At 40.5% G+C, this 22768-nt stretch carries 17 protein-coding genes; 8 read left to right on the top strand and 9 right to left on the bottom strand.

The window, feature by feature from the left end; genetic code table 11:
* Positions 1-45: 45 nt before the first annotated feature.
* Complete coding sequence (locus tag KG708_RS16620) at positions 46-429, bottom strand: MAPEG family protein (RefSeq protein WP_213611652.1); 384 nt, start codon at positions 427-429, stop codon at positions 46-48.
* Between the two features lie 261 nt (positions 430-690).
* Between KG708_RS16620 and KG708_RS16615 the strand changes: the two genes are divergently transcribed.
* Positions 691-1572 carry a DMT family transporter gene (locus KG708_RS16615; protein WP_213611650.1) on the top strand — a complete coding sequence of 294 codons (882 nt, stop codon included), beginning with the start codon at positions 691-693 and terminating at the stop codon, positions 1570-1572.
* Between the two features lie 41 nt (positions 1573-1613).
* Here the strand turns inward: KG708_RS16615 and KG708_RS16610 are convergent, their stop codons facing one another.
* The 4 genes from KG708_RS16610 to KG708_RS16595 all read right to left on the bottom strand — a co-directional run bounded on the left by KG708_RS16610 (position 1614) and on the right by KG708_RS16595 (position 7031).
* Positions 1614-1931 carry a multidrug efflux SMR transporter gene (locus KG708_RS16610; protein ID WP_213611648.1) on the bottom strand — a complete coding sequence of 106 codons (318 nt, stop codon included), beginning with the start codon at positions 1929-1931 and terminating at the stop codon, positions 1614-1616.
* A complete protein-coding gene (locus tag KG708_RS16605) occupies positions 1931-3463 on the bottom strand; it encodes a bifunctional GNAT family N-acetyltransferase/carbon-nitrogen hydrolase family protein (protein WP_213611646.1) in 1533 nt (510 codons plus the stop codon). The genes KG708_RS16610 and KG708_RS16605 overlap by 1 nt, the downstream gene beginning before the upstream one ends.
* Before the next feature lie 88 nt (positions 3464-3551).
* The gene (locus tag KG708_RS16600) at positions 3552-4400 is read right to left on the bottom strand and encodes an MBL fold metallo-hydrolase (protein WP_033103662.1); all 849 of its coding nucleotides are present in this window, start codon (positions 4398-4400) and stop codon (positions 3552-3554) included.
* A gap of 342 nt (positions 4401-4742) precedes the next feature.
* A complete protein-coding gene (locus KG708_RS16595) occupies positions 4743-7031 on the bottom strand; it encodes a penicillin acylase family protein (RefSeq protein WP_213611643.1) in 2289 nt (762 codons plus the stop codon).
* Positions 7032-7188: 157 nt separating this feature from the next.
* Here KG708_RS16595 and ycaO point away from each other — a divergent pair, with 157 nt between their 5' ends.
* The 7 genes from ycaO to folX all read left to right on the top strand — a co-directional run bounded on the left by ycaO (position 7189) and on the right by folX (position 15789).
* Complete coding sequence (gene ycaO / locus KG708_RS16590; RefSeq protein WP_213611641.1) at positions 7189-8949, top strand: 30S ribosomal protein S12 methylthiotransferase accessory factor YcaO; 1761 nt, start codon at positions 7189-7191, stop codon at positions 8947-8949.
* A 118-nt stretch (positions 8950-9067) separates the two neighbouring features.
* The gene (locus KG708_RS16585; RefSeq protein ID WP_213611639.1) at positions 9068-12421 is read left to right on the top strand and encodes an ATP-binding protein; all 3354 of its coding nucleotides are present in this window, start codon (positions 9068-9070) and stop codon (positions 12419-12421) included.
* A gap of 41 nt (positions 12422-12462) precedes the next feature.
* Positions 12463-13092, top strand: a complete 630-nt coding sequence (locus tag KG708_RS16580; protein WP_213611637.1) for a YceH family protein — start codon at positions 12463-12465, stop codon at positions 13090-13092.
* 73 nt (positions 13093-13165) lie between these two features.
* On the top strand, positions 13166-14002 hold the full coding sequence (gene nadE, locus KG708_RS16575; protein ID WP_213611635.1) for an ammonia-dependent NAD(+) synthetase: 837 nt from the start codon (positions 13166-13168) through the stop codon (positions 14000-14002).
* A 127-nt stretch (positions 14003-14129) separates the two neighbouring features.
* On the top strand, positions 14130-14849 hold the full coding sequence (gene folM, locus KG708_RS16570; protein WP_213611624.1) for a dihydromonapterin reductase: 720 nt from the start codon (positions 14130-14132) through the stop codon (positions 14847-14849).
* 25 nt (positions 14850-14874) lie between these two features.
* The gene (gene folE / locus KG708_RS16565) at positions 14875-15429 is read left to right on the top strand and encodes a GTP cyclohydrolase I FolE (protein ID WP_213611623.1); all 555 of its coding nucleotides are present in this window, start codon (positions 14875-14877) and stop codon (positions 15427-15429) included.
* 3 nt (positions 15430-15432) lie between these two features.
* Positions 15433-15789 carry a dihydroneopterin triphosphate 2'-epimerase gene (gene folX, locus KG708_RS16560; RefSeq protein ID WP_213611622.1) on the top strand — a complete coding sequence of 119 codons (357 nt, stop codon included), beginning with the start codon at positions 15433-15435 and terminating at the stop codon, positions 15787-15789.
* Here folX and KG708_RS16555 read toward each other — a convergent pair.
* The 4 genes from KG708_RS16555 to KG708_RS16540 form a co-directional block, all read right to left on the bottom strand.
* Positions 15766-16206: a YqaA family protein gene (locus KG708_RS16555; RefSeq protein WP_213611691.1), complete on the bottom strand. Its 441-nt coding sequence runs from the start codon at positions 16204-16206 to the stop codon at positions 15766-15768. The two genes, folX and KG708_RS16555, sit on opposite strands and share 24 nt — an antisense overlap.
* 77 nt (positions 16207-16283) lie before the next feature.
* A complete protein-coding gene (locus KG708_RS16550) occupies positions 16284-16649 on the bottom strand; it encodes a DUF4870 domain-containing protein (protein ID WP_213611620.1) in 366 nt (121 codons plus the stop codon).
* Positions 16650-16777: 128 nt separating this feature from the next.
* On the bottom strand, positions 16778-18949 hold the full coding sequence (locus KG708_RS16545; protein WP_213611618.1) for a S9 family peptidase: 2172 nt from the start codon (positions 18947-18949) through the stop codon (positions 16778-16780).
* A 124-nt stretch (positions 18950-19073) separates the two neighbouring features.
* Positions 19074-22544: a S8 family serine peptidase gene (locus tag KG708_RS16540; protein ID WP_213611616.1), complete on the bottom strand. Its 3471-nt coding sequence runs from the start codon at positions 22542-22544 to the stop codon at positions 19074-19076.
* Positions 22545-22768: the final 224 nt, after the last annotated feature.

The raw sequence follows: 22768 nt of genomic DNA, 5'->3' as shown, positions 1-22768 counted from the left end.
AGCACCCTTTTAGGCTGCTTGCTTTGTGGTTTTTGCTTATTCACGTTATAAACTGACGGCGATCATGCCAATAGCGGTTCCCATTCCCACCAACCAAGTGATCGAGCGAATAATATCGAGGTTTAAATAATAAAAAGTACAAAATAAAATACGCGCTACAATGTGCGTCATCGCTAAAGTTTCGGTTACTGCATTAACATTGTTTGTGCCTAATACGGCAGCCAAAGCAACGGCAAAAACCGCTAACGATTCAAAACAGTTTTGGTGTGCAGCCAATGCTCGAGCACCTAACCCTGTAAGCTGCGTTTGTTGCTGACGCGGATGTTTATTATCGTAACCACCGAGTTTATTCATTGCTATTATGGCGGGAATTCTTGCGATATAAGGCATAATTACAGCGATTAAAGCGCAAACAAGTAAAGTCGTCATGATGATGCTCACGTTATTGTTAATAATTTAAAATAACACAGCGAATAGAAAAAAGCCGCCAAATATAAATAATCAGAATCTTAGATAATAAATCTATTTCCAGCGGCTAACAGTAACATCAACAACACTATAACTAATTATTGAACCTTTGCACTGTGACAAATTGTCGCAGGTGATGAATATTCATTATGCCTTCTTCGCAGTCGCTTTAACGCTACAGTGCTGCTAAATTAGCGCTCTCTATATTTCATGTAGCTTATTATGATTTGGATTTTACTCACTATTTTTGCCGCATTTATGCAGTCATGGCGTAATGCGCTGCAAAGTAAATTAAGCACTCATGTCAGCGTTGCTGGCGTTACTCTAGCCCGCTTTATTGTCGCAAGCCCTATTGCCGGGCTGTATTTATATGCGCTTTATTATTACCAAGATGCGCCTCTCCCTTCATTTAATCCTTTATTTATTAGCTATATTATTGGAGCCAGCATAGTGCAAATTATTGCCACAGGGCTCATGGTGAAGTTGTTTAAAATGAACAATTTTGCAGTCGGCGCCGGCCTTGCTAAAAGCGAAGCGCTAATGGCGGCGATATTAGGGTTACTATTTTTTGGTTCAGCGCTGTCATTTTTAGGTTGGATTGGTGTATTTATTGGCGCACTCGCTGTATTGCTATTAAGCGGCATTGCGAATGTGAAACATTTTAGCTTAAAAACCGCCTTAACAGGGCTTGCCTGCGGTACTTCGTTTGCGTTGTCATCGTCATGGATCCGCGAAGCAAGTTTAAGCTCGGGTATAGCTTTTCCTTATGCGCCAGCGTGGGTTTTGTTACTGATTATTAGCTTACAAACACTGATGTTATGTATATACATTGCTTTAAAAGAGCGCCATACCTTTAAAATAATGTATCAACATAAAAAAATGACCAGTGCAGTGAGTGTATTTAGCTGCTTAGGTTCCGTCGGCTGGTTTAGTGCCATGAGCTTACAACATGTCGCCTATATAAAAACGCTCGGTCAAATAGAAGTATTTTTTACCATGTTAATCTCGATTTTATGGCTAAAGCAGCCGCTAAAGCGCCAAGATAGTGCGGGGCTGTTGCTGATTGCACTAGCCGCTATTTTGGTTATGCTGCCAAGTAGTTAAAAAAAGCGCAGGTATACACCTGCGCTTGTTTAATCTAACAATTAATGACTAATTTTTAAGGTGATGACACCACAAATAATCATTAATACACCCGCAATACGGCCAAAAGTGGCTGCATCACCGTAAAATAATATGCCAACTAAAAACGTACCTGCTGCGCCAATCCCTGTCCATACCGCATAAGAAGTCCCCATAGAGATTTGCTTTTGCGCTAACCAAAGCATAAAGCCACTTGCGACCATAAACGCGATTGCAATCGCAATGCCCTGGCAGCGAGTATCTGGATTTTGTGAAATTTTTAACCCTATTGGCCAGCCAATTTCAAGTAACCCTGCCATAATTAAATACATCCACGCCATTACACATCTCTCTTTTTCAATATCACTTCATATAAATCACTGCGACGATCTTTTAAGTTACGCACGGTACCTTCACTGTGAAGTACTTTTAACTTATCCATATCTAAGTCGCTAAATAATAGCATTTCGGTATTAGTGGTGGCCTCATTTAGTGTGGCATCGTGTGGAAATGAAAAGTCAGACGGTGTAAGAACAGCAGATTGCGAGTACTGCACATCTAAGCTTTCTACCTCAGGTAAGTTACCCACAGAGCCTGCAATAACCACATAACATTCGTTTTCAATGGCGCGCGCTTGCGCACAATGGCGAACACGTAAATAACTATTTTTAGTGTCAGTCCAAAATGGCACAAATAAAATATCCAGCCCTTGAGTTGCCAAAATACGCGATAGTTCTGGGAATTCAACATCGTAACAAATTTGAATCCCTACGCGCCCGGCATCGGTTTCAAATACCGCTATTTTATCACCACCTTGAATCACCCAATCATTTTGCTCATGTGGGGTGATATGAATTTTACGTTGCTCATCTATTTTGCCACTGCGATGACACAGGTAACTCACGTTATAAATTTTATCACCCTCGGCAAGCGGCATAGAGCCGGTGATAATATTCGCGTTGTACTCAATTGCCATGCGCGACATCGCGTTTTTAAAAGTTTCAGTGTATTCAGCTAAATAACGAATGGCTTCGGTTTGATTACTTTGCTCAGTTAACCCCATCAATGGCGCGTTAAAGAACTCCGGAAATAAAATAAAGTCGCTTTTATAATCAGACACCGTATCAACAAAATATTCGACCTGCTTAAGCATTTCTTCAACCGACTCAACACAGCGCATTTGCCACTGCACAGCCCCTACACGAACGATTGATTTAGTCGACTCAATAACGGTATCGGTTGGCTCAAACATAATGTTATTCCACTCAAGTAACGTGGCATAACCTACTGATTCTTGATCCTCTGGCAGGTACTTTTTAAGTAAACGCTTTACCTGAAAATCGTTAGCTAATTGAAAGCTCAATATTGGATCATATATCTCTTTTTGATCCACCTTAGCAATGTACTCCATTGGCGTCATATCGTCGCTATGGTTGTAATAACGTGGAATGCGGCCACCCGCTAAAATAGCGCGTAAGTTATATTGGCGACATAATTCTTTACGAGCATCATACAAGCGACGTCCTAAACGCATACCCCGATACTGCTGACTAATAGCAACATCTAAACCATATAGCGCGTCACCGGTGGTATCACTAAATACACGGTCATGGCCATCAGCAATATCTTCATAGGTGTGCGGGTTTGAAAAACGTGCATAATCTACTTGGACACTCAGCGCTAACCCCACCAGCACGCCATCATCCACAATACCAATTTGCCCTTCAGGGAACTGATCTATGAGTCTAAAAATTGTATGGCTTGGCCATGCGCCGCCTAAATCAGGGTATGCTTCATCCATCAAGGTTTTAATTTGTGGGTATTGTTCTCGGGTTAAGTTACAAATTTCAAGGTGGGTTTTTTCTGCCGACATATACAACTCCTTTAGGCACGTAAAAATCAAAAAAGCTGAACAAATGCTCAGCTTAATTAGGTTTATGCGTTATGGTTCGCGCTAGGCGCTACTTTAAACTGCGATAAAAAAGGGTGGTTACACGCTCTTTTGGTAACCAGTTTGCATATTCAAGGCCAAGTTCTGATAATGGATCGGCTTTGAGGACTTGCTCTAAACTGGCATCGTTTTGCATAGCATTAAGCATAACATCTTTCGCTTTTTGTACCAGCTTACGATACGTCATTAGCCCTGAACGGTCGCTTATCGGGCCATGCCCTGGAATAACGGTTGTTTTTTCATCAATTTGTTTAATCACATCATCAACCGCCGCTAAAACACCATCAACACTACCGCCACTATCTACATCAACAAAAGGTAAGCTTCCAAAGTTAAAATATATATCGCCCATATGCACTATGTTGTCGTTACTAAAAAAGATAACCGAGTCGCCATCTGTGTGTGCATTTGAGTAGTGCACAACATGCGCATGCTCATTGTTAAAGTGCAGTTTTAAATCATGGCCAAAGCTAATACGCGGTAAGTAATCAGAACCCTCACCATGTTTTTCTTTTAAGCGTTTATGCACATTGTCGTGAGCAATCACATGTGCGCCCGCTTTGGCAAAGTTTTCGTTACCCCCAGTATGGTCACCATGATGGTGGGTGTTAATTACAAACTCAGCACTGCCGGGTTTTAAATCGCTAATGGTTTTTTTAATATCGTCGGAAAGCTTGGCAAACTGATCGTCAATAATATAAATGCCATCATCCCCCACGCTTGCGGCAATGTTACCGCCTTGACCAAATAACACGTAAACATGTTCACTTAATTGTGTAGCCGTAACAGGGTTTTCATCCGCAAATGCATGATTGCTTAACAGTAAACTGGTGATTAATGCCGGTAGTAATTTTTTCATTTTTGTTTTCCTATAATTGCTTTATCTGGGTTATAAAACGTTATAGCTAGGGTCTGTTCACCTTTGCAGATTACAATTTGTTCAAACTAGGAGCGGTTTAATCGCGGCGCGAGGTTTGTAACCTAGTGGGCTAAGTAAAAACCGAGCAACAAAGAGTAAATCACTCCTAGGCAGAACCCGAAGGGCAGCGCCTGTTTGGCATTGATGCTGCGTTCTCGCCTATTTATGGGGAATAACCACACCACATAGGCTCTGCCTTGCCTAAATACCAAACAAACTGCTGCAAATTTAACCTTGAAAGGTCAGCAGACCCTACTTATTTAGCTCACTTTGCATCCAAGGCTAGTCGTTCATTGGTGCAATTTCAATTTGATGCATTAATACTTGCGGTAATAATGGCGTGTGCTTACCTTTTACATATTCATCAAAGCCAGCTCGGTAAAACTCAGAAAGCGGGTGACCTGATTGCCCACCCGGAATCGTTAAAATAGCATTCTTTAACTGCCCAGGCTGAACAATAAAACGCTGTGATGCGCCAAAACTACGTTTTTGCACCGCTGGCATATAACTGTCACCAAATCCGGGCGCCGTTGGCATGTTAAGTAACTTACTTAGTATGGGCATTTGTTTAGCAAACGGGTGCTCAATCGCTAATTCGTTTACTTTTCCCCACTGCCAGTTTTGTATGTTATTACCAAACCTTGATGTTAACTGAGTGAGTGTTTGCTCAAAGGCGCCCTGTAATTGCTGCTCCCAATTAGTAAACTGCGGATTAACCCAACTTGTTGGCTTAGCCTTTATTAACTGCCAAACAGCAGGCTCTAAATCACGTTTCACATATTTTAATGTGCCATCTTGCTGGTTGAGTGTTGTCTCAATACTGCTAAATAAAATATTTATCAATTCATCACGGTACGTCTTTACTAAGGTATACCCTATTGATTGCGGGCAAGCGCATTGCTGCCAGTTTTCGAGGGCATTTATATGATCTTTATAGCGCGCGGGCTGTTTTTTTAACTGCTCAAGCAATAAGGCATGCCAAGGCATTAAAAATCGTGCTTGGTTATCTAACTGCAACTGATAAAAATCACTTTCATTAAAGCGTTGTTTTTCAAATAACCTATCACGAATTTGCGTTGCACGTGCTCCAAGCGCATAACCGCCATTACCAAAACGGACGTTATCATCAACAGATACCACTCGAGAATTACCTGTCCACAATCGCCCGTTTTCAGGATTTTTAATAAAAGGTCGATCGATTTCGTTTTGCTGCCAAAGCGCGGAGTAATCTTCTTCTTTTACGGCTAATTCACTGGGTACTTTTCGCGCAGGTATACCGCCCATATTTTTCCATGCTGCATTTCCTTGGTCATCGACCACCAGCAGGTTTTGCACAGGAATGCCTACGTCACTTGCAATATCAAGCGCATCATCAACAGTCTGTGCTTGCTCAAGCTGTAATAGCTGCATATTAACGGCGTATGGTTGATGTGCAGCCCAGCTCAATGCGTAAGGCTTTTCATTAATGTATTTTACCGGACCGTATTCACTGAGCGTAACAGAGTAACTTTCTACTTTGCCACTGGGTAATGCAATAGGCTCATCTACTTGCCACATTTTGCTATCGCTATTAAGCGCAATCCAATCGGCGGTATCTAAATACCCGTTGGTAAACCCCCATGCAACGTTGTTATTTGTGCCTACTACAATCGCCGGCGCTCCCGGAAGCGAGACACCCGTTACCTGCATGGGTTTATTATTTAATGAATAGTTTAATTGGGCTCGATACCAAATAACCGGCACAGCCATTGATAAATGCATATCATCAGAGAGCATCGCAGCCTGAGTGTTGGTTAAATTTGAGGTGACCGCCCAATTATTACTACCCACTTCTAAGTTGGCGGTAATGGGTTTAATCGCGGTGATTGGTTGCGATAAAAGTTCGGGGATTGGGTTATTCAAAAGAGCGAGCTGACTGCCATCCAATGCGGCTTGATATTGGCTAGGCTGCGTTAAAAAACTTACCATTTTAGCACCGTATTGCTGCTCTATTTGAATTAAAGCTTGGTCACGCTCAAATGTAGATGACTGTAAATCAAGGTACATGCTAAAAATAACTAATAAACTGTCTTCACTTTGCCAAGGCTTTTGATCGGCCCCTGTGAGTAAATATTCAAAACTGGGGTACCCTACTTGCGCAAGACCTTCATTGACACCTTGGGCATAACTGCGTAGCAGCTGTTTATCAGCCTTCGGGAGAGTGTTTAAAATCGCTTGGCTGCGTTTACGTAATTGGTGAAAACGCCTTTTTTTATCAAGCTCAAGTGCAGCCTCACCAAATAGTTCGCTTAGCTCACCGGCCGCATTGCGACGTAATAAATCCATTTGAAAAAAGCGGTCTTGCCCATGGGCATACCCTAAGCCATAGGCAGCATCATGACGAGTAGCTGCAGTAATAACCGCTTGACCAAGCGTATCACGAGCGACTTTAACGGGCTGTGATACCGCATCGCTTCGGCCTTTACCATCAAGGGCCGGTAAACTTAAGGTCAAAACGCCGTAAACAATGGCCGTACCGGCGAGCGCTAACACCACAACAACCAAAAGCAACCGCTTGATTACTTTAAACATAAACATACCCTTCAACTATTTCAATAAACTATTATTAGCATATATTCATATTCGTTCTATTAAAAACGCTACGATAAAGCGGGTAAAGGGTGAAATAAACATCAAAATCCACGATAATACACAGTTCATGTATTGTGCAGACCTAGTTGAGATCAAAATGACTGAAAAAACATTTATTAAAGGTAAAGACCGCGATTTAGAATCGTCTATCTCTACCATGCAAAACAAGCTAAAAGCGCTGAATATTAATATTGAAGAAGCGCTGTGGCTTAACCCTGTAGCAAACTGTTATTCAGTTCATATAAAAGATAGCGACTGCGGTGTGATGTTTACTAATGGTAAAGGTGCCACTGATAAAGCCTCTATCGCCTCTGCGCTAGGTGAATATTTTGAGCGTTTAAGCTGTAACTACTTTTTTGCTGATTTTTACTTAGGCGAAGAATTTGCCAATGATGACTTTACTCATTATCCAAACGAGAAATGGTTTAAAGTTGAAAACGATGAAATACCACAGGGTATTATGGATGAAAGCTTATGGGATTATTTTGACCCAGAGCGTGAATTAACCGCATCACACCTTTATGACTTTAACTCTGGCAACTTCGAACGTGGCATTTGTTCTGTGCCTTATACTCGTCAGCGCGACAACCAAGACATTTATATTCCGGTGAATGTGATTGGTAATATTTTTGTTTCTAATGGCATGAGTGCCGGTAATACTAAATTTGAAGCCCGTGTTCAGGGGTTATCTGAAGTATTTGAGCGCGCTATTAAAAACCGTATTATTACCGAAGGTATCAGCTTACCAATCGTGCCTGAAGAGGTGGTAAAACAATACCCTAAAATTCATGAAGCCTGTGAAGAGCTGCGTAGCCATGGCTTCCATTTACGCATTGCGGATGCCTCACTAGGCGGTAAATACCCCGTAATGAGTGTTACGCTTATAAACCCTGTTGATGGCTCAGTATTTGCTTCATTTGGTGCTCACCCTTCATTTGAAGTAGCGCTAGAGCGTACCGTTACCGAATTACTGCAAGGTCGTCGCCTAGATCAACTAGACGTATTCCAACCTGCTACATTTGATAACGACGAAGTCGCTACTCCTGAGAACATTGAACTGCACTTTATTGATTCAAGCGGTTTAATTTCACATGACTTTTTCCGCTCTGAAGCAGATTTTGAATTTGTACATTGGGACTTTAGTGGTTCAACCGAGCAAGAATACAATTTCTGTACTGATTTAATTCATAGTATGGGTCACGATATCTACATTATGGATTACACCCACTTAAACGTGTATGCATGCCGTATTTTAGTTCCTGGCATGTCAGACATTTATCCAGTAGATGAGCTAATTTGGCGCAACAATAATGAAGGCGCTAAATTCCGTGAAGACTTCTTATCGCTTGATCAGTACGATAGCGAACAATGGATGGAAATTTACGACAATCTCGAAGAAGCAGGCCATAGCGATATTATTCGCGCAGCTGAATTCATTGGCTTAGCAACCGACGCCGATACACCTTGGCATACACTACGCATTGGTGAGCTTAAAGCACATTTATGCTTAGCGGCGGGTAATGAAGAAGCCATTGACTGGGTTGATTGGATTTTGCATACCGGCCAAGTAAACGACGAAGCGATGCGCCACTTCCGTTGCTTAAAAGCAATCCTTGAAATTAAGTATGATGACGAGCGCGAATATGCCAGTTATAAAGATGCATTAGGCTTAATGTTTGGTAACGACAATGTCACGCTTGCGATTGAAATTGCTGAAGGTCGTAAATTATTTAATGGCTTAACCTTCCCAGGTTTATCGCTTGAGGGCTTTAAAAAGCATGCAGCATTACTTGATGGTTACCGCAAATTACACGTTGCAAAGCAACAGCATTGGGCACGAGAAGTTAGCGACTCATAACCACACCTAAACTACTAATTATAAAAATAAAATGGCGCATTTTTAACTGCGCCATTTTTATTTTCTTAATAAATTGACTATAGTTAATCTTTCTCTATTAACAACTTAATTACATTCTATGTCGCCGCAGCGCAAAAACAAACGCACCCGAATTAATAACGCCAAGCTGATTTTTTTATTATCACTTATTTTGATAATCATTATTAGTTTGGTGCTTGATCACGTTAATTATAATCGTGAGAAAGATGCTTATCGCTTACGCACACTGTCGCAGGTAAGTACCTACAGAGCACAACTTGAAGCTGTATTGGTGTCTAATATTCAACTCATTCGTGGCTTAGCTATTGCTGTTGCCGCTGAGCCAAACTTAGATCAAACTCGCTTTGAACAAATTGCAGCCCCACTTTTTGAAACCTCAAATGAGCTAAGAAACATTGGCGCGGCGCCAGACATGATAATAAAAATGACTTATCCGCTTAAAGGTAACGAAAAAGCGATAGGCCTTAACTTTTTGGAAAATAAAGCACAGCGTGAAGATGCCATTAAAGCAAGAGACACTAATACAATTGTGATGGCAGGCCCACTTACTTTAGTCCAAGGGGGGGAGGCATTAATAGCACGTGTACCCGTTTACTTTCCAATAGATAAATCATTTTGGGGATTACTCTCAGTAGTACTAGATATAGAAAAAGTCTATGAAAATTCGGGGGTTTTTGAACTACAGCAAAATTATAATATAGCAATACAAGGGCGTAATGGATTAGGTAAGCAAGGTGAGTTTTTTTTCGGTGACCCCTCTATTACTGAGCAAGACCCACTAGAATTTACTTTAAACTTTCAAGGGGGGGTTTGGCAGCTTTATGTTATACCCAAGCAAGGCTGGCAACCAGTGAGTTCTTCGATCTGGCCTTTACGGTTCATTATTTTAACCGTGTTAGGCTTGCTCATTTCTGCCTTTTTGTTTTATCTAAAAATACTCAACCGTGAACAAGAAAGCGAAAGAATGCTTGAGGTGATGAGTAATTTAGCACAAGTCGGTGCATGGTCGTTTAACTTAGAAAAAAAACACGTGTTTTGGTCAGATATGACTAAAAAAATATTTGAATACCCATTAGATGAGCAACCAAAATGGTCAGAAAATTTAAACTATTTTAAAGAAGGTGAAAGTAGAGAAAAAATCGCTAAACTGGTTGAAAGAGCAATTAAGCATGGTGAAAGTTACGAAACTGAGCTTGAAATCATCAACGCAAATGGTCAGCCTGTATGGGCACTTGTTCACGGTGAAGCTGAACATAAAAATGGCCGTTGTGTAAGAATATTTGGTTCATTACAAAATATTGATGCCCGTAAAAAAGTAGAATTAGAAAATCGCAAAATTGCTCGTTTTAACGAAACCTTGGCCTCCTTAACGGTGAGTGATGAAATATTAAATGGCAAACTAAGCCAATCTAAAGAATTAATCACGCAGTCTATTTGCCAAGCCCTTGAGGTAAACTGCGCCAGTATAAAATTGTTTAATCAACAAAGAACCCAGCTAATTCAATTTGCGAGTTTTAATCGTTCAGGTAGCGAAAATAATATTCCGTGGCTGCAAGAAACTATTCCTGACTTTTTTACCGCAATAGAACGAAAAGCGATATTTTGTGTTGATGATGCTCAACAACATCCCTACTTAGCCCCTATCAAAGAAAGCTACCTTCAACCGTTTTCAGTCAAGGCGATGCTGTGTGTTCTTATTCCTGCAAGCAGTGGCTCTATTGGAATAGTATGTGCTGAGCAAGATATAGTTAGAACATGGAGCCATAATGAAGAAAGCTTTTTAATTGCTGTAGGGGCTTTAATTGGCAGCCTTTACTCTAGCCAACAACGTATAGAAACAGAGGCACAACTAGTCAAGGCAAAAGAAGCCGCAGAACAAGCTGTGATTGCAAAAAGTGAGTTTTTAGCCAGTATGAGCCATGAAATTCGCACACCCATGAATGGGGTGTTGGGAATGCTTAATATTGTTAAAGCAACCCAATTAGATCAACAACAAAAGCATCATATTAAACTTGCACAATCATCTGCAGAGTCATTGTTAGGAATTATTAATGATATTTTAGACTTTTCTAAAATAGAGGCTGGCAAGTTAGACATTGAAAATATTCAATTTAATTTACCTCGCTTACTGGGTGAAGTGGTTGAGTCATTTGCATTAAAAGCCGAGCAAAATAACACCACGTTAATTTTGGATGCAACACATATCACCAGCAGCGAATTTATTAGCGATCCGAATAGATTACGTCAAATTTTAAGTAACTTAATTGGTAATGCCGTTAAATTCACCCAAAACGGTAAAATATTGATAACCGCTAAAATAGCCCACACACTTGACGCCACAGTTTTAGAATGTGCAATCGCTGACTCAGGTATAGGAATCAGCGCAGAGAAACAGCCCCTGTTATTTGACTCATTTACTCAAGCAGATACATCAACCACGCGCCAATATGGCGGCACAGGTTTAGGTCTTGCTATTGTAAAACAGCTCTGTGAGCTCATGGGTGGCGAAGTAAGTGTGAGTAGTACACCTAATGAAGGCAGTACTTTTTCCTTTTTTATAAAGATAACCCCTCAATTAGTTCAACAGCACGCACCATATCAAGCAATTAAAAATAAGCGCATTTGGGTTATTGATGATTGCTTACTCAATACCACCATTGCCAAAAAACAATTAACTCGCTGGGGGGCTAAGGTCAGCACGATCTGCGATTACTTAGCTATAAATGCCTACATTAATAGCCATGAACACACCCCACCAGATATTGTTCTCGTTGACAGTGCTTTATTTGAACCATTATACGAAGCTCAAGCACTCGCACTTAAGCAGTTTTTAACAAAAAGTAGCGGCCATTTAATTATTATGGCTCCCATGAGTTATGCAAATAAAAGTGCCACATTATCATTAACCGAAGAAACCCTCATATTTAAACCACTGACCCCTTTTGATTTACAAAATGCGCTGACTGCAAAAAGCACTATCGAGCAAACACAAGTAAATACACAATTAAAGTCGCTTGCTGCCACTGAGACTATGACAGATACACTGGCGGCTCATATTTTATTAGTAGAAGATAATAAAATTAATCAAGTTGTTGCCGCTGCTCTTTTAAAACAGTTGAACATGACATTTGAGATTGCTGAAAATGGTGCTGAGGCAGTTGAAAAGTTGAATCAAAACCCAGCTAACACTTATCAATTAATATTAATGGATTGCCAAATGCCTACGATGGATGGCTACCAAGCAACTATTGCCATCAGAGAAGGTAAAGCAGGCAAGGTAAATAAAAACATAACAATAATAGCACTTACCGCAAACGCAATGCAGGGTGATAAAGACAAATGTTTGGCCACCGGTATGGATGACTATTTATCTAAACCCCTTAACGCTAAAACTTTTCATTCTAAACTCCAGCAATGGCTTGAAAGTAAATAACAGTGTAAGCTAAAAATAAAGTATATTGAGTGAGACAAGGTATGCAACTATCATTAGAGCAGCAGCGAGTTATTGGGTGTTTATTAGAAAAACAAAGCACAACGCCTGAGCACTACCCGTTATCGTTAAACGCATTAACCAACGCCTGCAATCAAAAATCTAATCGCGCACCTGTTGTTACTTTAACAGAAGAACACGTTCTAACAGCTGTTAATGAATTAATCAGTATGCGGTTAGTCACTCTTGATGAAGGATTCTCTGGGCGGGTTAATAAATACGACCATCGTTTTTGCAATACTGAATTTAGCCATCTGCAATTTGATCAGCAGCAACGAGCGATTATTTGTGTTTTATTGTTGCGAGGAGCACAAACAGCTGGTGAATTAAAAACACGTTGTAATCGTCTTGCTGAGTTTTCTCGTATTGAAGATGTAGAAAAGTCACTTGGGCAATTAATCCAAAGCAACCACGTTAAAAAGCTGCCTCGCGAAGCTGGTAAGCGTGATTGTCGTTATATTCATTTGTTTGCAGACTCACCTGTCAACGATAATCCAAAAGATGTACAACCTACAACCAGTGAGTTAAAAAATATTGAGCTTAATGAACTACTCGCTGAAATTGATGAACTAAAATCACAACTTAAACAAATAAAAGAGTATATAGGGCTTTAATTGTGTAATTTGAAATCACATAATAGTGACTCTTTTTTGAGTATTAAAAACTTTTAACTTTAAGGAGCAGGCCATGCGTAGTGAAATTATGGCTGAAATGAAAGTTCAGCCAAGTATTGATGTAAACGCTGAAATTAAACGCCGAGTGGAGTTTATTAAGGCTCGTTTAAAAGCAGCATATTCGCGCTCACTGGTATTAGGAATTAGCGGGGGCGTAGACTCATCAACCTGTGGCCGCTTATGTCAAATTGCTATTGATGAGCTCAATCAAGCGCACCCCGATACTGAATATCAATTTATTGCTGTACGACTGCCTTATGGTATTCAAGCCGATGAAACTGAAGCGCAAATGGCGGTTGATTTTATAAAACCCACTACCCGCATGACCATAAATATTAAATCAGCAACCGATGCGCTGCATGAGCAAACAATGGCAGCACTTGCAGGCACTGAACAAACACTGCCTTCGCAAGATAAAATTGATTTTATCAAAGGTAATGTAAAAGCACGCCAACGTATGATTGCGCAATATGAAATAGCTGGTTTTTGCCAAGGTTTAGTCGTTGGCACTGATCATAGCGCCGAAAACATTACTGGTTTTTACACCAAGTTTGGCGATGGTGCCTGTGATTTAGCACCTTTATTTGGCCTGTCAAAGCGTCAAGTTCGAGCCCTGGCAACGGCATTAGGCGCACCCGCACTTTTAGTCGAAAAAGCACCGACTGCCGATTTAGAAAGTGATAGACCCGGTCTCACAGATGAAGAAGCGCTGGGGCTAAGCTACGAAGAAATTGATGACTTTTTAGAAGGTAAAGCAGTTTCAAACCATGTAGAAGACACGCTTATTACAATTTATCAGCGTACGCAACATAAGCGCCAACCTGTACCAACAATATACGATGCTTTTTAAATCAATATTATAAGCGTAATTTAACTGATCGAGCCATTTATGCACTACGTAAAAATAAGGTGTAAAAAGTGGCTTAAATTTTAGTGGTTAGTCTTAACGCCTGCCAACAGAGAGTTTTTTATATTATATGACATCCCCTATTTTAATAACCGGTGCAGGGCAGCGCATAGGACTTGCACTAGCCAAGCATTTTATTGCTCAAGGACAGGCGGTTATCATCACTTATCGTACCCGTCATGCAGCTGTTGATTCTTTAGAACAACAAGGGATGACGTGTCTTTATGCTGACTTTAGCTCTGATGAAGGTATTAATACTTTTATTGAGTTACTCAAAGCACAAACTGAATCTTTAAAAGCAATTATTCATAATGCGTCAAGTTGGGACTGCGAGGCGAATAACCCTCACTTTGAACAGTTGTTTGATAATATGATGCGCATTCATGCGAAAGCACCGTATTTAGTAAACTTACACTGCGCGGATTTACTATTAAATTACCAGGCGTCTTATGCTAAGCCCGCTGACATTATTCACATGACCGATTATGTAGTGGAGACCGGTAGCCCAAAACACTTGGCCTATGCAGCTAGTAAAGCGGCGCTCGATAACTTAAGTAAATCTTTTAGTGCTAAGTATGCGCCTAATATAAAAGTGAATTCAGTCGCACCGTCATTAATTATTTTTAACCAACATGATGATGAGCAATACCGCGCTAAAACTTTAAAGAAATCATTAATGGGTATCGAACCTGGATGCCAAGAAATTATCAATAGTATCGACCTACTACTAAATAGCCAGTACATCACAGGGCGCGCTTTACCTGTTGATGGTGGTCGTCATCTAAAGTAAGTCATTTAAACAAATAGAGAATGATATGCATAACGAATTAAAGCAAAGCTACCAAAATATTATTACTGCCGTAGGTGAAGATGCTAAACGTGAAGGGTTACTTGATACCCCAAAACGCGCTGCAAAAGCCATGGAGTACCTTACTCAAGGTTACCGTCAAACACTTAACGAAATCACTAACAATGCGGTATTTACCTCTGACGCTGACGACATGGTGTTAATTCAAGATATAGAGCTTTATTCTATGTGTGAACACCACTTGCTGCCTTTTATTGGCCGTTGCCATATTGCTTATATTCCTGATGGCAAAGTATTAGGCTTGTCTAAGTTTGCACGTATTGTTGATATGTTTTCGCGTCGTTTTCAAATTCAAGAGCAGCTAACCCATCAAATTGCCAAAGCAGTTGAGGAAGTGACCGGTGCAAAAGGTGTGGGGGTTATTGTTGAAGCAAAACACATGTGTATGATGATGCGTGGTGTAGAAAAACAAAACTCAAGCATGCGTACATCGGTAATGCTAGGCAACTTTAGGACTGATCCGAAAACACGTAATGAGTTTTTACAGCTGATCAAAGGATAATGTATGGCAAACGCAATTATTAATGTAACTAACTTACGCCTTCGCACTTTTATTGGTTTTAACCCAGATGAGCGAGAAAAAAAGCAGGATGTGGTCATCAACTTAGAAATTCATTACCCTGCAGATCAAGCTTGTGAAACAGATGAAGTAGACCAAGCACTTAACTACAAAGTGATAACTAAACAAGTCATTAGCTTAGTTGAACAAGGGCATTTTTTATTACTAGAAAAACTAGTTGCTGAAATTCTTGCTGTTTGCCACTCTCATCCAAGTGTTAACTATGCCAAAGCTCGAGTAGATAAACCGCATGCACTGCGCTTTGCTGACTCGGTTTCTTTAACTCTCGATTGGCATAAATAACCCAACGGCAAGGGCTATGACTGCTAAATAGCGTAGCCCTTTGCCCAGTGTTACCAGCACTAGAAAAGTACTAAAGCGAACTTTAAATACGCCGCCAATCACGGTGAGTGGGTCGCCCACAATGGGCAACCATGCAAACAACAAGCTATACACACCATATTTATTAAATTGTTTTTGCGCTTTTTCAAGCCCCTTTTCAGACACCGGAAACCATTTTTTATTTTTAAAACGTAATGCTTGTGTTCCTAACCAATAGTTAACACAACTGCCCAGTACATTACCCAGCGTTGCTGCACACCAAATTAGCCATAAGTTGCTGTTGCCTTGCATAATCATGCCACCCATTAATACTTCAGATGAACTAGGCAATAAAGTTGCAGATATAAACGCAGTAAAAAATAATGTGAAATAAAGCATTTTTCCCTTATGAATAAACATTAAACCCAGCTATTAGCTGGGTTTAAGTGCTTTTATTTGCGCGTCAATAACAGTGGTTACTTTATCAAATTCAAGCTAAATGGATAGTTAAATTCCTTGCCATCGTTAGCTTTTACGCTTGCAATAACTACCATTACAAATGAAAAAATAACCACAATAGGCAATAAGACAAAGCCAATCACTGCAAAAACGAGCAAAAAGCAAACAAAGTAGGCTATAGCCATAGTAATTTGAAAATTAAGCGCTTTTTTACCGTGTATAGCAACCGTTGGCATCTCATCCTTTTTAATCAGCCAAATAATAAGCGGACCTAACACAGACCCAAATGGCACAATAAACCCTGCCAGTGCGCTTAAGTGACAAAGCATAGCCCATGTTCTGTCATCTTTATTGATAACTTGAATCTCTTGATTGTCTTCCATCGCACTCTCCTTTTTAAAACAACACACCCTAATGTAAACGCTTATTTATTAAATACAAAGTTATTGTGTATCAAAAAATAAAACAGCGCAGCCAAATAGCTGCGCTTAATAGGTATAGCCTGCACTCGTTACTTGCTCACACCGGCTAAATCAAGCATAAATGCGTAATTCAATGCCGCATCTTCTAAGCGCTTAAAGCGACCTGATGCACCACCATGCCCTGCTTCCATGTCAATTTTAAACAGTAGCTTGTTGTTATCTGTTTTGTAGTCACGCAGTTTTGCTACCCACTTTGCAGGTTCAAAATATTGCACCTGTGAATCATGTAAGCCTGTCGTAACTAACATATTAGGGTAGTCTTGTTTACTTACTTGATCGTACGGTGAATACGATAGCATATATTCATAGTATGCTTTTTCGTTAGGGTTACCCCACTCACCGTATTCGTTCGTTGTAAGGGGAATGCTCTCATCTAACATGGTCGTCACCACATCAACAAACGGAACCGCAGCCACCATACCTTTATACAACTCAGGCGCTTGGTTTGCTACCGCCCCCATTAACAAGCCACCCGCACTACCACCTTGGGCAAAAATGTAATCTTTATCACCATAACCTTGTGCAACTAAAGACTTAGTGACATCAACAAAGTCATTAAAGGTATTCTTTTTATTGAGTAGTTTACCATCCTCATACCAAGGACGTCCTAACATTTGTGAACCACGAATATGCGCAATCGCATACACAAAACCCCGATCGAGCAAACTTAAGCGAGCACTAGAAAATGTAGGATCCATGGTAGCACCATATGAGCCATATGCGTATTGTAACAGCGGATTAGTCCCTTCTTTTTTAAACTTGTCTTTACGATAAACTAAGGTAACCGGCACTTTAATACCATCTCGTGCGGTTATAAATAGTCGTTCTGACGCGTAATTATCGGCACTAAAACCACCCAACACTTTTTGCTGCTTGAGTAATGTTTTATCACCAGTCGCTAAATTAACATCGTACGATGAACCCGGCGTTGTCATGCTAGAATAATAAACGCGAAGCATATCACTATTTAAATCGTTGTTACCGTAGGCACTGATTGTGTATGCACTGTCGTTAAAACTAAGCGGCATCTCTTTACCCGTGGTTAAGTTACGGACAATAAGTGTCGACTGACCCATTTCTCGCTGCTGATAAACCAAGTGATCGTTAAATAAGTCGATGCCTTCTAACTTTATATTATCGCGAGCGGGGATCACTGTTTGCCAATTCGCTTTATCGCCTGCTTTATCAATATCTACTTTCATTAACTGAAAGTTTACTGCGTTTAAATTAGTGACAATGTAGTAAGTATTACCCAGCTTAGAAATTCCATACTCCAGATCCGCTTCACGTTCAATCAAGCGTTCTGGCATAGCTTTAACATCATTAGCACTTAAAACCGATACACCCGAAGCGCTTGTGCTGCTGTGCCAGATATAAACTTCTGAATCGTCTTTGCTTTTGCTAATACCCATGTAATAACTGGTATCTGTTTCTTCATAAACGAGTTCATCTTCAGCCTGTGGGGTACCGAGTGTATGACGATAAACTTGGTAACCGAGTAAAGTTTGTAAATCTTTTTTTATGTAATAAAGCGTTTTGTTGTCGTTTGCCCAAACAACACTGCCATCTGTGCCTTCAAGCGTATCTTCGAGTAATTTACCAGTGCTTAAGTCTTTTATTTTTATATTATAAATACGACGACTTACGGTATCTTCACCATATGCCATTAAATTGCCGTTTGGACTTACATCCAAACCACTTACGGCATAATAATCATGTTCCTTAGCTAGCTCGTTTACATCTAAAATAATCTGCTGGTCAGTGCCTGCAAAATCACTACTACGTACATAAGTTGCGTATTCGTTATCACCGCGAGTTTGTGATGAATAATAATAGTCACCGTTTTTAACTGGCACTGAATCATCGTCTTTTTGAATTCGACCTTTCAGCTCTTCAAATAACCTAGTTTGTAACGTTTTTGTATGCGCAAGCATTGCATCTGTATAAGCATTTTCAGCCTCAAGGTAACTAATTACCTCAGGATCTTTTCGCTCATCGTCTCTAAGCCAATAATAATTATCGAGTCGCGTATCGCCATGAATAGACATTTCATAAGGTACTTTTTTAGCAACCGGCGGCATTACTGCGATTTGAGATACAGACTGTTCAGTAGGCGTGTTTTGTTTAACTTCAGGTGCTTTATTACAACCACCTAAAATAGCTAACGATATTACGGCAAGCGTAAACGAAGTGTGTTTCATTAATTTAAATCCCTGTAGCTTTTATTTTTATTAATATACCTAATATTTAACACTACCGAAATTTAATTTGTGAAGCTATGTAAAAAGGGAGCCAAGGCTCCCTTTTAATTAACTAACATTTGGATTACTTTTGTTTACGACGACGCATAAAGGCAAACGGCGCTACAAGTAATGTTAACCAAGCTAATGAACCTGAAGAGCTTTTCTTAGCTGGCTCTGGCTCAACAACCGGTGGTAAAACAACAACTTTGTCAATGCTTACAGTAACCAGAGCTGGCTCTGACACATTACCACGAACATCAATCGCAACGACTTCTATCTCTGCAGATGTATCACCTGCTAATAAAGTGGTATCTGCAACCACAATTTGACCATCTTCATCAACAGTAAGACCAAGGTTTGTATTTGATTGAACATAGAACTCTGATACAGCTAGGTCTAGCTCTGATTCTTCAATAGTAAACGCACCTACCACGGTTCCATTAGCAGCATCTTCAGAAACACTAAACTCACCACCAATAAGTGTTGGTGCTTCAATCTCTGGTAACTCAAGGTCTTCAGCTGACATTATCTTAATAATGTTAGTGCCTGAACCTTGCGATAGTGCAAAAGGACCATTTGCAGAAACAACGGCCTTCTCACCTGGTTTAATTGAAGTAATAGCTTCACCAGTTTCATAAGACATCATTTCAACGCTAGGCTGAACACCAAATACCGTTGAACCAGTTACGCTATCGGTTTCAGTGAATACACCCGTTTGATAGCTTGGATAACCTACAGACACCTTAAAGTTTAATGGTTCACCAAGAAGCGAAGCATCAATATTCATTAACTCTGAACAGCCAGAGAATGTAATGGTGTCTTCACCTGCTGAATGATAAAGCGGTGTACCCCACTGCCATGAATCATTGCCCGCACCATCAGTGGTACCAATTAATGTACGGCTACGGCCAGGGAATGCAGTATCACGACCACGGTCGTTTAAGTTTTGCATGAACTGATCAGATACACCGTCGTTATTGGTATCTATTTCAATTCTGTAACCCGCCTGGAAGGTATGCGTTAGCGGATCGCGCAGTTGAATTGACGAAGTAATAAAAATACCCGAATCACAAACCTCAGAATTAAATGCAGAGAATGTAGTAGAAAGAATATTAAACTCAGCGTCTTCAACTGATTTTTCACTTCCCATTGCAACAATACTTTCAGCCTGTGGAGTAATTTCAGTTTGACCTGTGTTTTCAATAACCAATGCCATCTCATTATTAATGATCTCAGATGAATAGCTAAGCTCTGTGGCAGCTTTTGGCATTGCATGATAAACAAGGTGTAAGTCATGATCAGTGTCGGTCGACGCATCATCAAATACTAACGCACCATCAAATTCTGCTGATGTTAGGGCTGCACTTCTTGCAGCAATATCATCTGCACTAAATGGGTTTTCTAACTCCCATGCCGGTAACTTACTGGGATCTACCATCATCGTAATATCAAAATTAATTGCTTGACCCGCAGGAACTGTTATTGATGCAGGGAAATCCCAACTCACAGCACCTGTATCAATATCACTCTGGTAACGCGCTTCTGTGCGAAGGTTATACGTTTTTGCATCTGAAGAGAAGTTTTTAACAGTTACAGTTTTAGTAATTGAGCCTGCTTCTGCTAAGCTTACTAAACCATAAGAAAGTGCCGCTTGTTTAGTATTAAATTCACTATTATGTACCCACGCTGCAACTGGCAGATTTACCGCTTTAGTCACATCGACTAAACCAGCACCTATCATACTAATTGGCGCAAGCTCAGAGTCAGGGTTTATAGAAAGAGGCTCATTAGTTACATTTAAATTTGCCGCATTCATTATTGTTGCTTTAATCTCAAACGCATTGCGGTTTGGATGGGCTTCACGGATCATTGCAACAGCACCGGCTGTTATTGGACCAGAAAAAGACGTACCCGACACTGGATTTGTCCCTGTTTGTGTTCCGGAAGCTGCTACATCAATACTCGTACCTGGCGCTGTGATTTCAGGCTTTAACAAACCGTCCATCGATGGACCGCGAGATGAGAATGTTGCAACCGCACCTGCTGTTGTTTTAATCTCAACACTAATATCAAATGTTGCAGGATTGCCTGCTGCTAATTGTGCTTTTAAAGCATCACCGGCAGCAAAGTTAATTCCTATGTTTTTGATTGTTACTGCAGCATCAAAGCCACCCATAGGTGCAGGGGTTCCATCATCCACATTATTTGCAATCATTACAAACTCAGCACCGTTTGCTTGTGCATTTAATACTTTTTGCGTAAATGCACATGCGCCACGATCTATCAGCACAGCTTTACCTGAAAAATCAATATCGCCAGCAAACGCATCACAGCCAAGTTGATTTGCCTCTGGGTAAACGAGTTCGATATCAGCCCCAGAAATAGTATAGGCCTCTTGAGGGCCAAAACCTGATGGTTGAATATCACCCACAACACCCGCAATTGTTCCTGTTGCAACACCAACTTCGGTTGTTGGGTGAGTCATTGCCCCCACAGAAAGAGCATTAGGAGTCGTACTTGGACCACCTACGCGAAATGGGTTGTCACCATCGTTACCTGCAGAAATAACCATATTTACACCTAATTCAACCGCACGCTGAATTAAGTATTGTGTGCCACCGCCTGTATATGTATCACCGAACTCACCGCCTAATGACATATTCATAACATCAACGCGGTCTGAGATATCACCGTCTCCATTTGGGTCCATTGCAGCCTCTAGTGCCGCAGCTTGCGCTGCCCCCGGGCAACCACCGCCACACACTGAATAAGCGTAAAGTTCGACATCAGGAGCGATACCATTTACAGAGTTTGCAGAGGATGTACCGTGGTTGGTTGCCGCCCCTGTTGCTGGAGAGTTTACTGGATCATTTTCAATAGGATCGGCATCATCACGTATGAAGTCATAGCCACCTTGCACAATACCTTGTGGCCATGCTACTGATGTTGGATCTGCCTGCGCTGCTTGATATGCTTCAACAGTCCCCTCACCACCAAAAGCAGCATGTGTATAGTCAATACCAGTATCTAATACCGCAACACGTTGACCTTTACCACTGGCAATACCATCAGTGATAAGTGGCTTTGCATTGATGTATTCAGAGCTTGCTGCAACATGCAATTCACGGTCAAACATTGGCAGTACTTTAGCAACACGGTCATCTTTTGCTATTTCTTCTAACGCTTTAGGTGTTGCTTGTACAATTAACGTTGGCGCTAAAATTTTAGTTTTGCCTATTACTTTTGCATTAAAGTCTAAGCTGTTTAGCTCTGCAGTCATTATGCTTTGTAATTGCTCAACCTGTGCAGTTATTTCACGGTTACTAGAAACCTGATATGTCCCAGCGGCAACCGCATCAACCGAGGTTTGAGCTTTAAGAACGATCATATGTGATGAAGGCACTTTTTTATCAGCTGCTATTTCTTTAACTTCTTCTGCGTGTTTATAGTTAATCGTTGCGTTTGGCAAGGTAGCAGCATTTGCAAACGTGGCAACAAGCGCGCTTGATACAGCAGTCGCAATCGCTGTTCTTTTAATTATATTTCTAGACATTGTTTCCCCTAGGATAGGTTATGTATTATTGTATTTGCTTAATTCAATCCTATTGATTGGTATTGACCAATATAAAACGTTACCCGCCAATCAAGCAACAGGATTGCTACATTAAAGTTACAAAAAAAAGCAAGTACGGTACAAAAAAAACATAAGCAACTGATTATAAACAATTTTAACCTTAAAGAAAAAATGTAAATAATTGTAAATAAGCTTACTAACCT

The organism is Pseudoalteromonas sp., from assembly GCF_018402495.1.
Taxonomy (GTDB): Bacteria; Pseudomonadota; Gammaproteobacteria; order Enterobacterales; family Alteromonadaceae; genus Pseudoalteromonas.
Note: the sequence above shows the minus strand (reverse complement) of the source record. Positions and strands in the feature narration are given on the sequence as shown.

Excerpts from the sequence above, each read along its gene's own strand:
- nadE (WP_213611635.1), top strand. The coding sequence starts at position 13,166 with ATGCGTAGTGAAATTATGGCTGAAATGAAAGTTCAGCCAAGTATTGAT.
- KG708_RS16540 (WP_213611616.1), bottom strand. The coding sequence starts at position 22,544 with ATGTCTAGAAATATAATTAAAAGAACAGCGATTGCGACTGCTGTATCA.
- KG708_RS16580 (WP_213611637.1), top strand. The coding sequence starts at position 12,463 with ATGCAACTATCATTAGAGCAGCAGCGAGTTATTGGGTGTTTATTAGAA.
- KG708_RS16545 (WP_213611618.1), bottom strand. The coding sequence starts at position 18,949 with ATGAAACACACTTCGTTTACGCTTGCCGTAATATCGTTAGCTATTTTA.
- folE (WP_213611623.1), top strand. The coding sequence starts at position 14,875 with ATGCATAACGAATTAAAGCAAAGCTACCAAAATATTATTACTGCCGTA.
- ycaO (WP_213611641.1), top strand. The coding sequence starts at position 7,189 with ATGACTGAAAAAACATTTATTAAAGGTAAAGACCGCGATTTAGAATCG.
- folX (WP_213611622.1), top strand. The coding sequence starts at position 15,433 with ATGGCAAACGCAATTATTAATGTAACTAACTTACGCCTTCGCACTTTT.
- KG708_RS16610 (WP_213611648.1), bottom strand. The coding sequence starts at position 1,931 with ATGGCGTGGATGTATTTAATTATGGCAGGGTTACTTGAAATTGGCTGG.
- KG708_RS16595 (WP_213611643.1), bottom strand. The coding sequence starts at position 7,031 with ATGTTTAAAGTAATCAAGCGGTTGCTTTTGGTTGTTGTGGTGTTAGCG.
- KG708_RS16600 (WP_033103662.1), bottom strand. The coding sequence starts at position 4,400 with ATGAAAAAATTACTACCGGCATTAATCACCAGTTTACTGTTAAGCAAT.
- KG708_RS16615 (WP_213611650.1), top strand. The coding sequence starts at position 691 with ATGATTTGGATTTTACTCACTATTTTTGCCGCATTTATGCAGTCATGG.
- KG708_RS16620 (WP_213611652.1), bottom strand. The coding sequence starts at position 429 with ATGACGACTTTACTTGTTTGCGCTTTAATCGCTGTAATTATGCCTTAT.
- KG708_RS16550 (WP_213611620.1), bottom strand. The coding sequence starts at position 16,649 with ATGGAAGACAATCAAGAGATTCAAGTTATCAATAAAGATGACAGAACA.
- KG708_RS16605 (WP_213611646.1), bottom strand. The coding sequence starts at position 3,463 with ATGTCGGCAGAAAAAACCCACCTTGAAATTTGTAACTTAACCCGAGAA.
- KG708_RS16555 (WP_213611691.1), bottom strand. The coding sequence starts at position 16,206 with ATGCTTTATTTCACATTATTTTTTACTGCGTTTATATCTGCAACTTTA.
- KG708_RS16585 (WP_213611639.1), top strand. The coding sequence starts at position 9,068 with ATGTCGCCGCAGCGCAAAAACAAACGCACCCGAATTAATAACGCCAAG.
- folM (WP_213611624.1), top strand. The coding sequence starts at position 14,130 with ATGACATCCCCTATTTTAATAACCGGTGCAGGGCAGCGCATAGGACTT.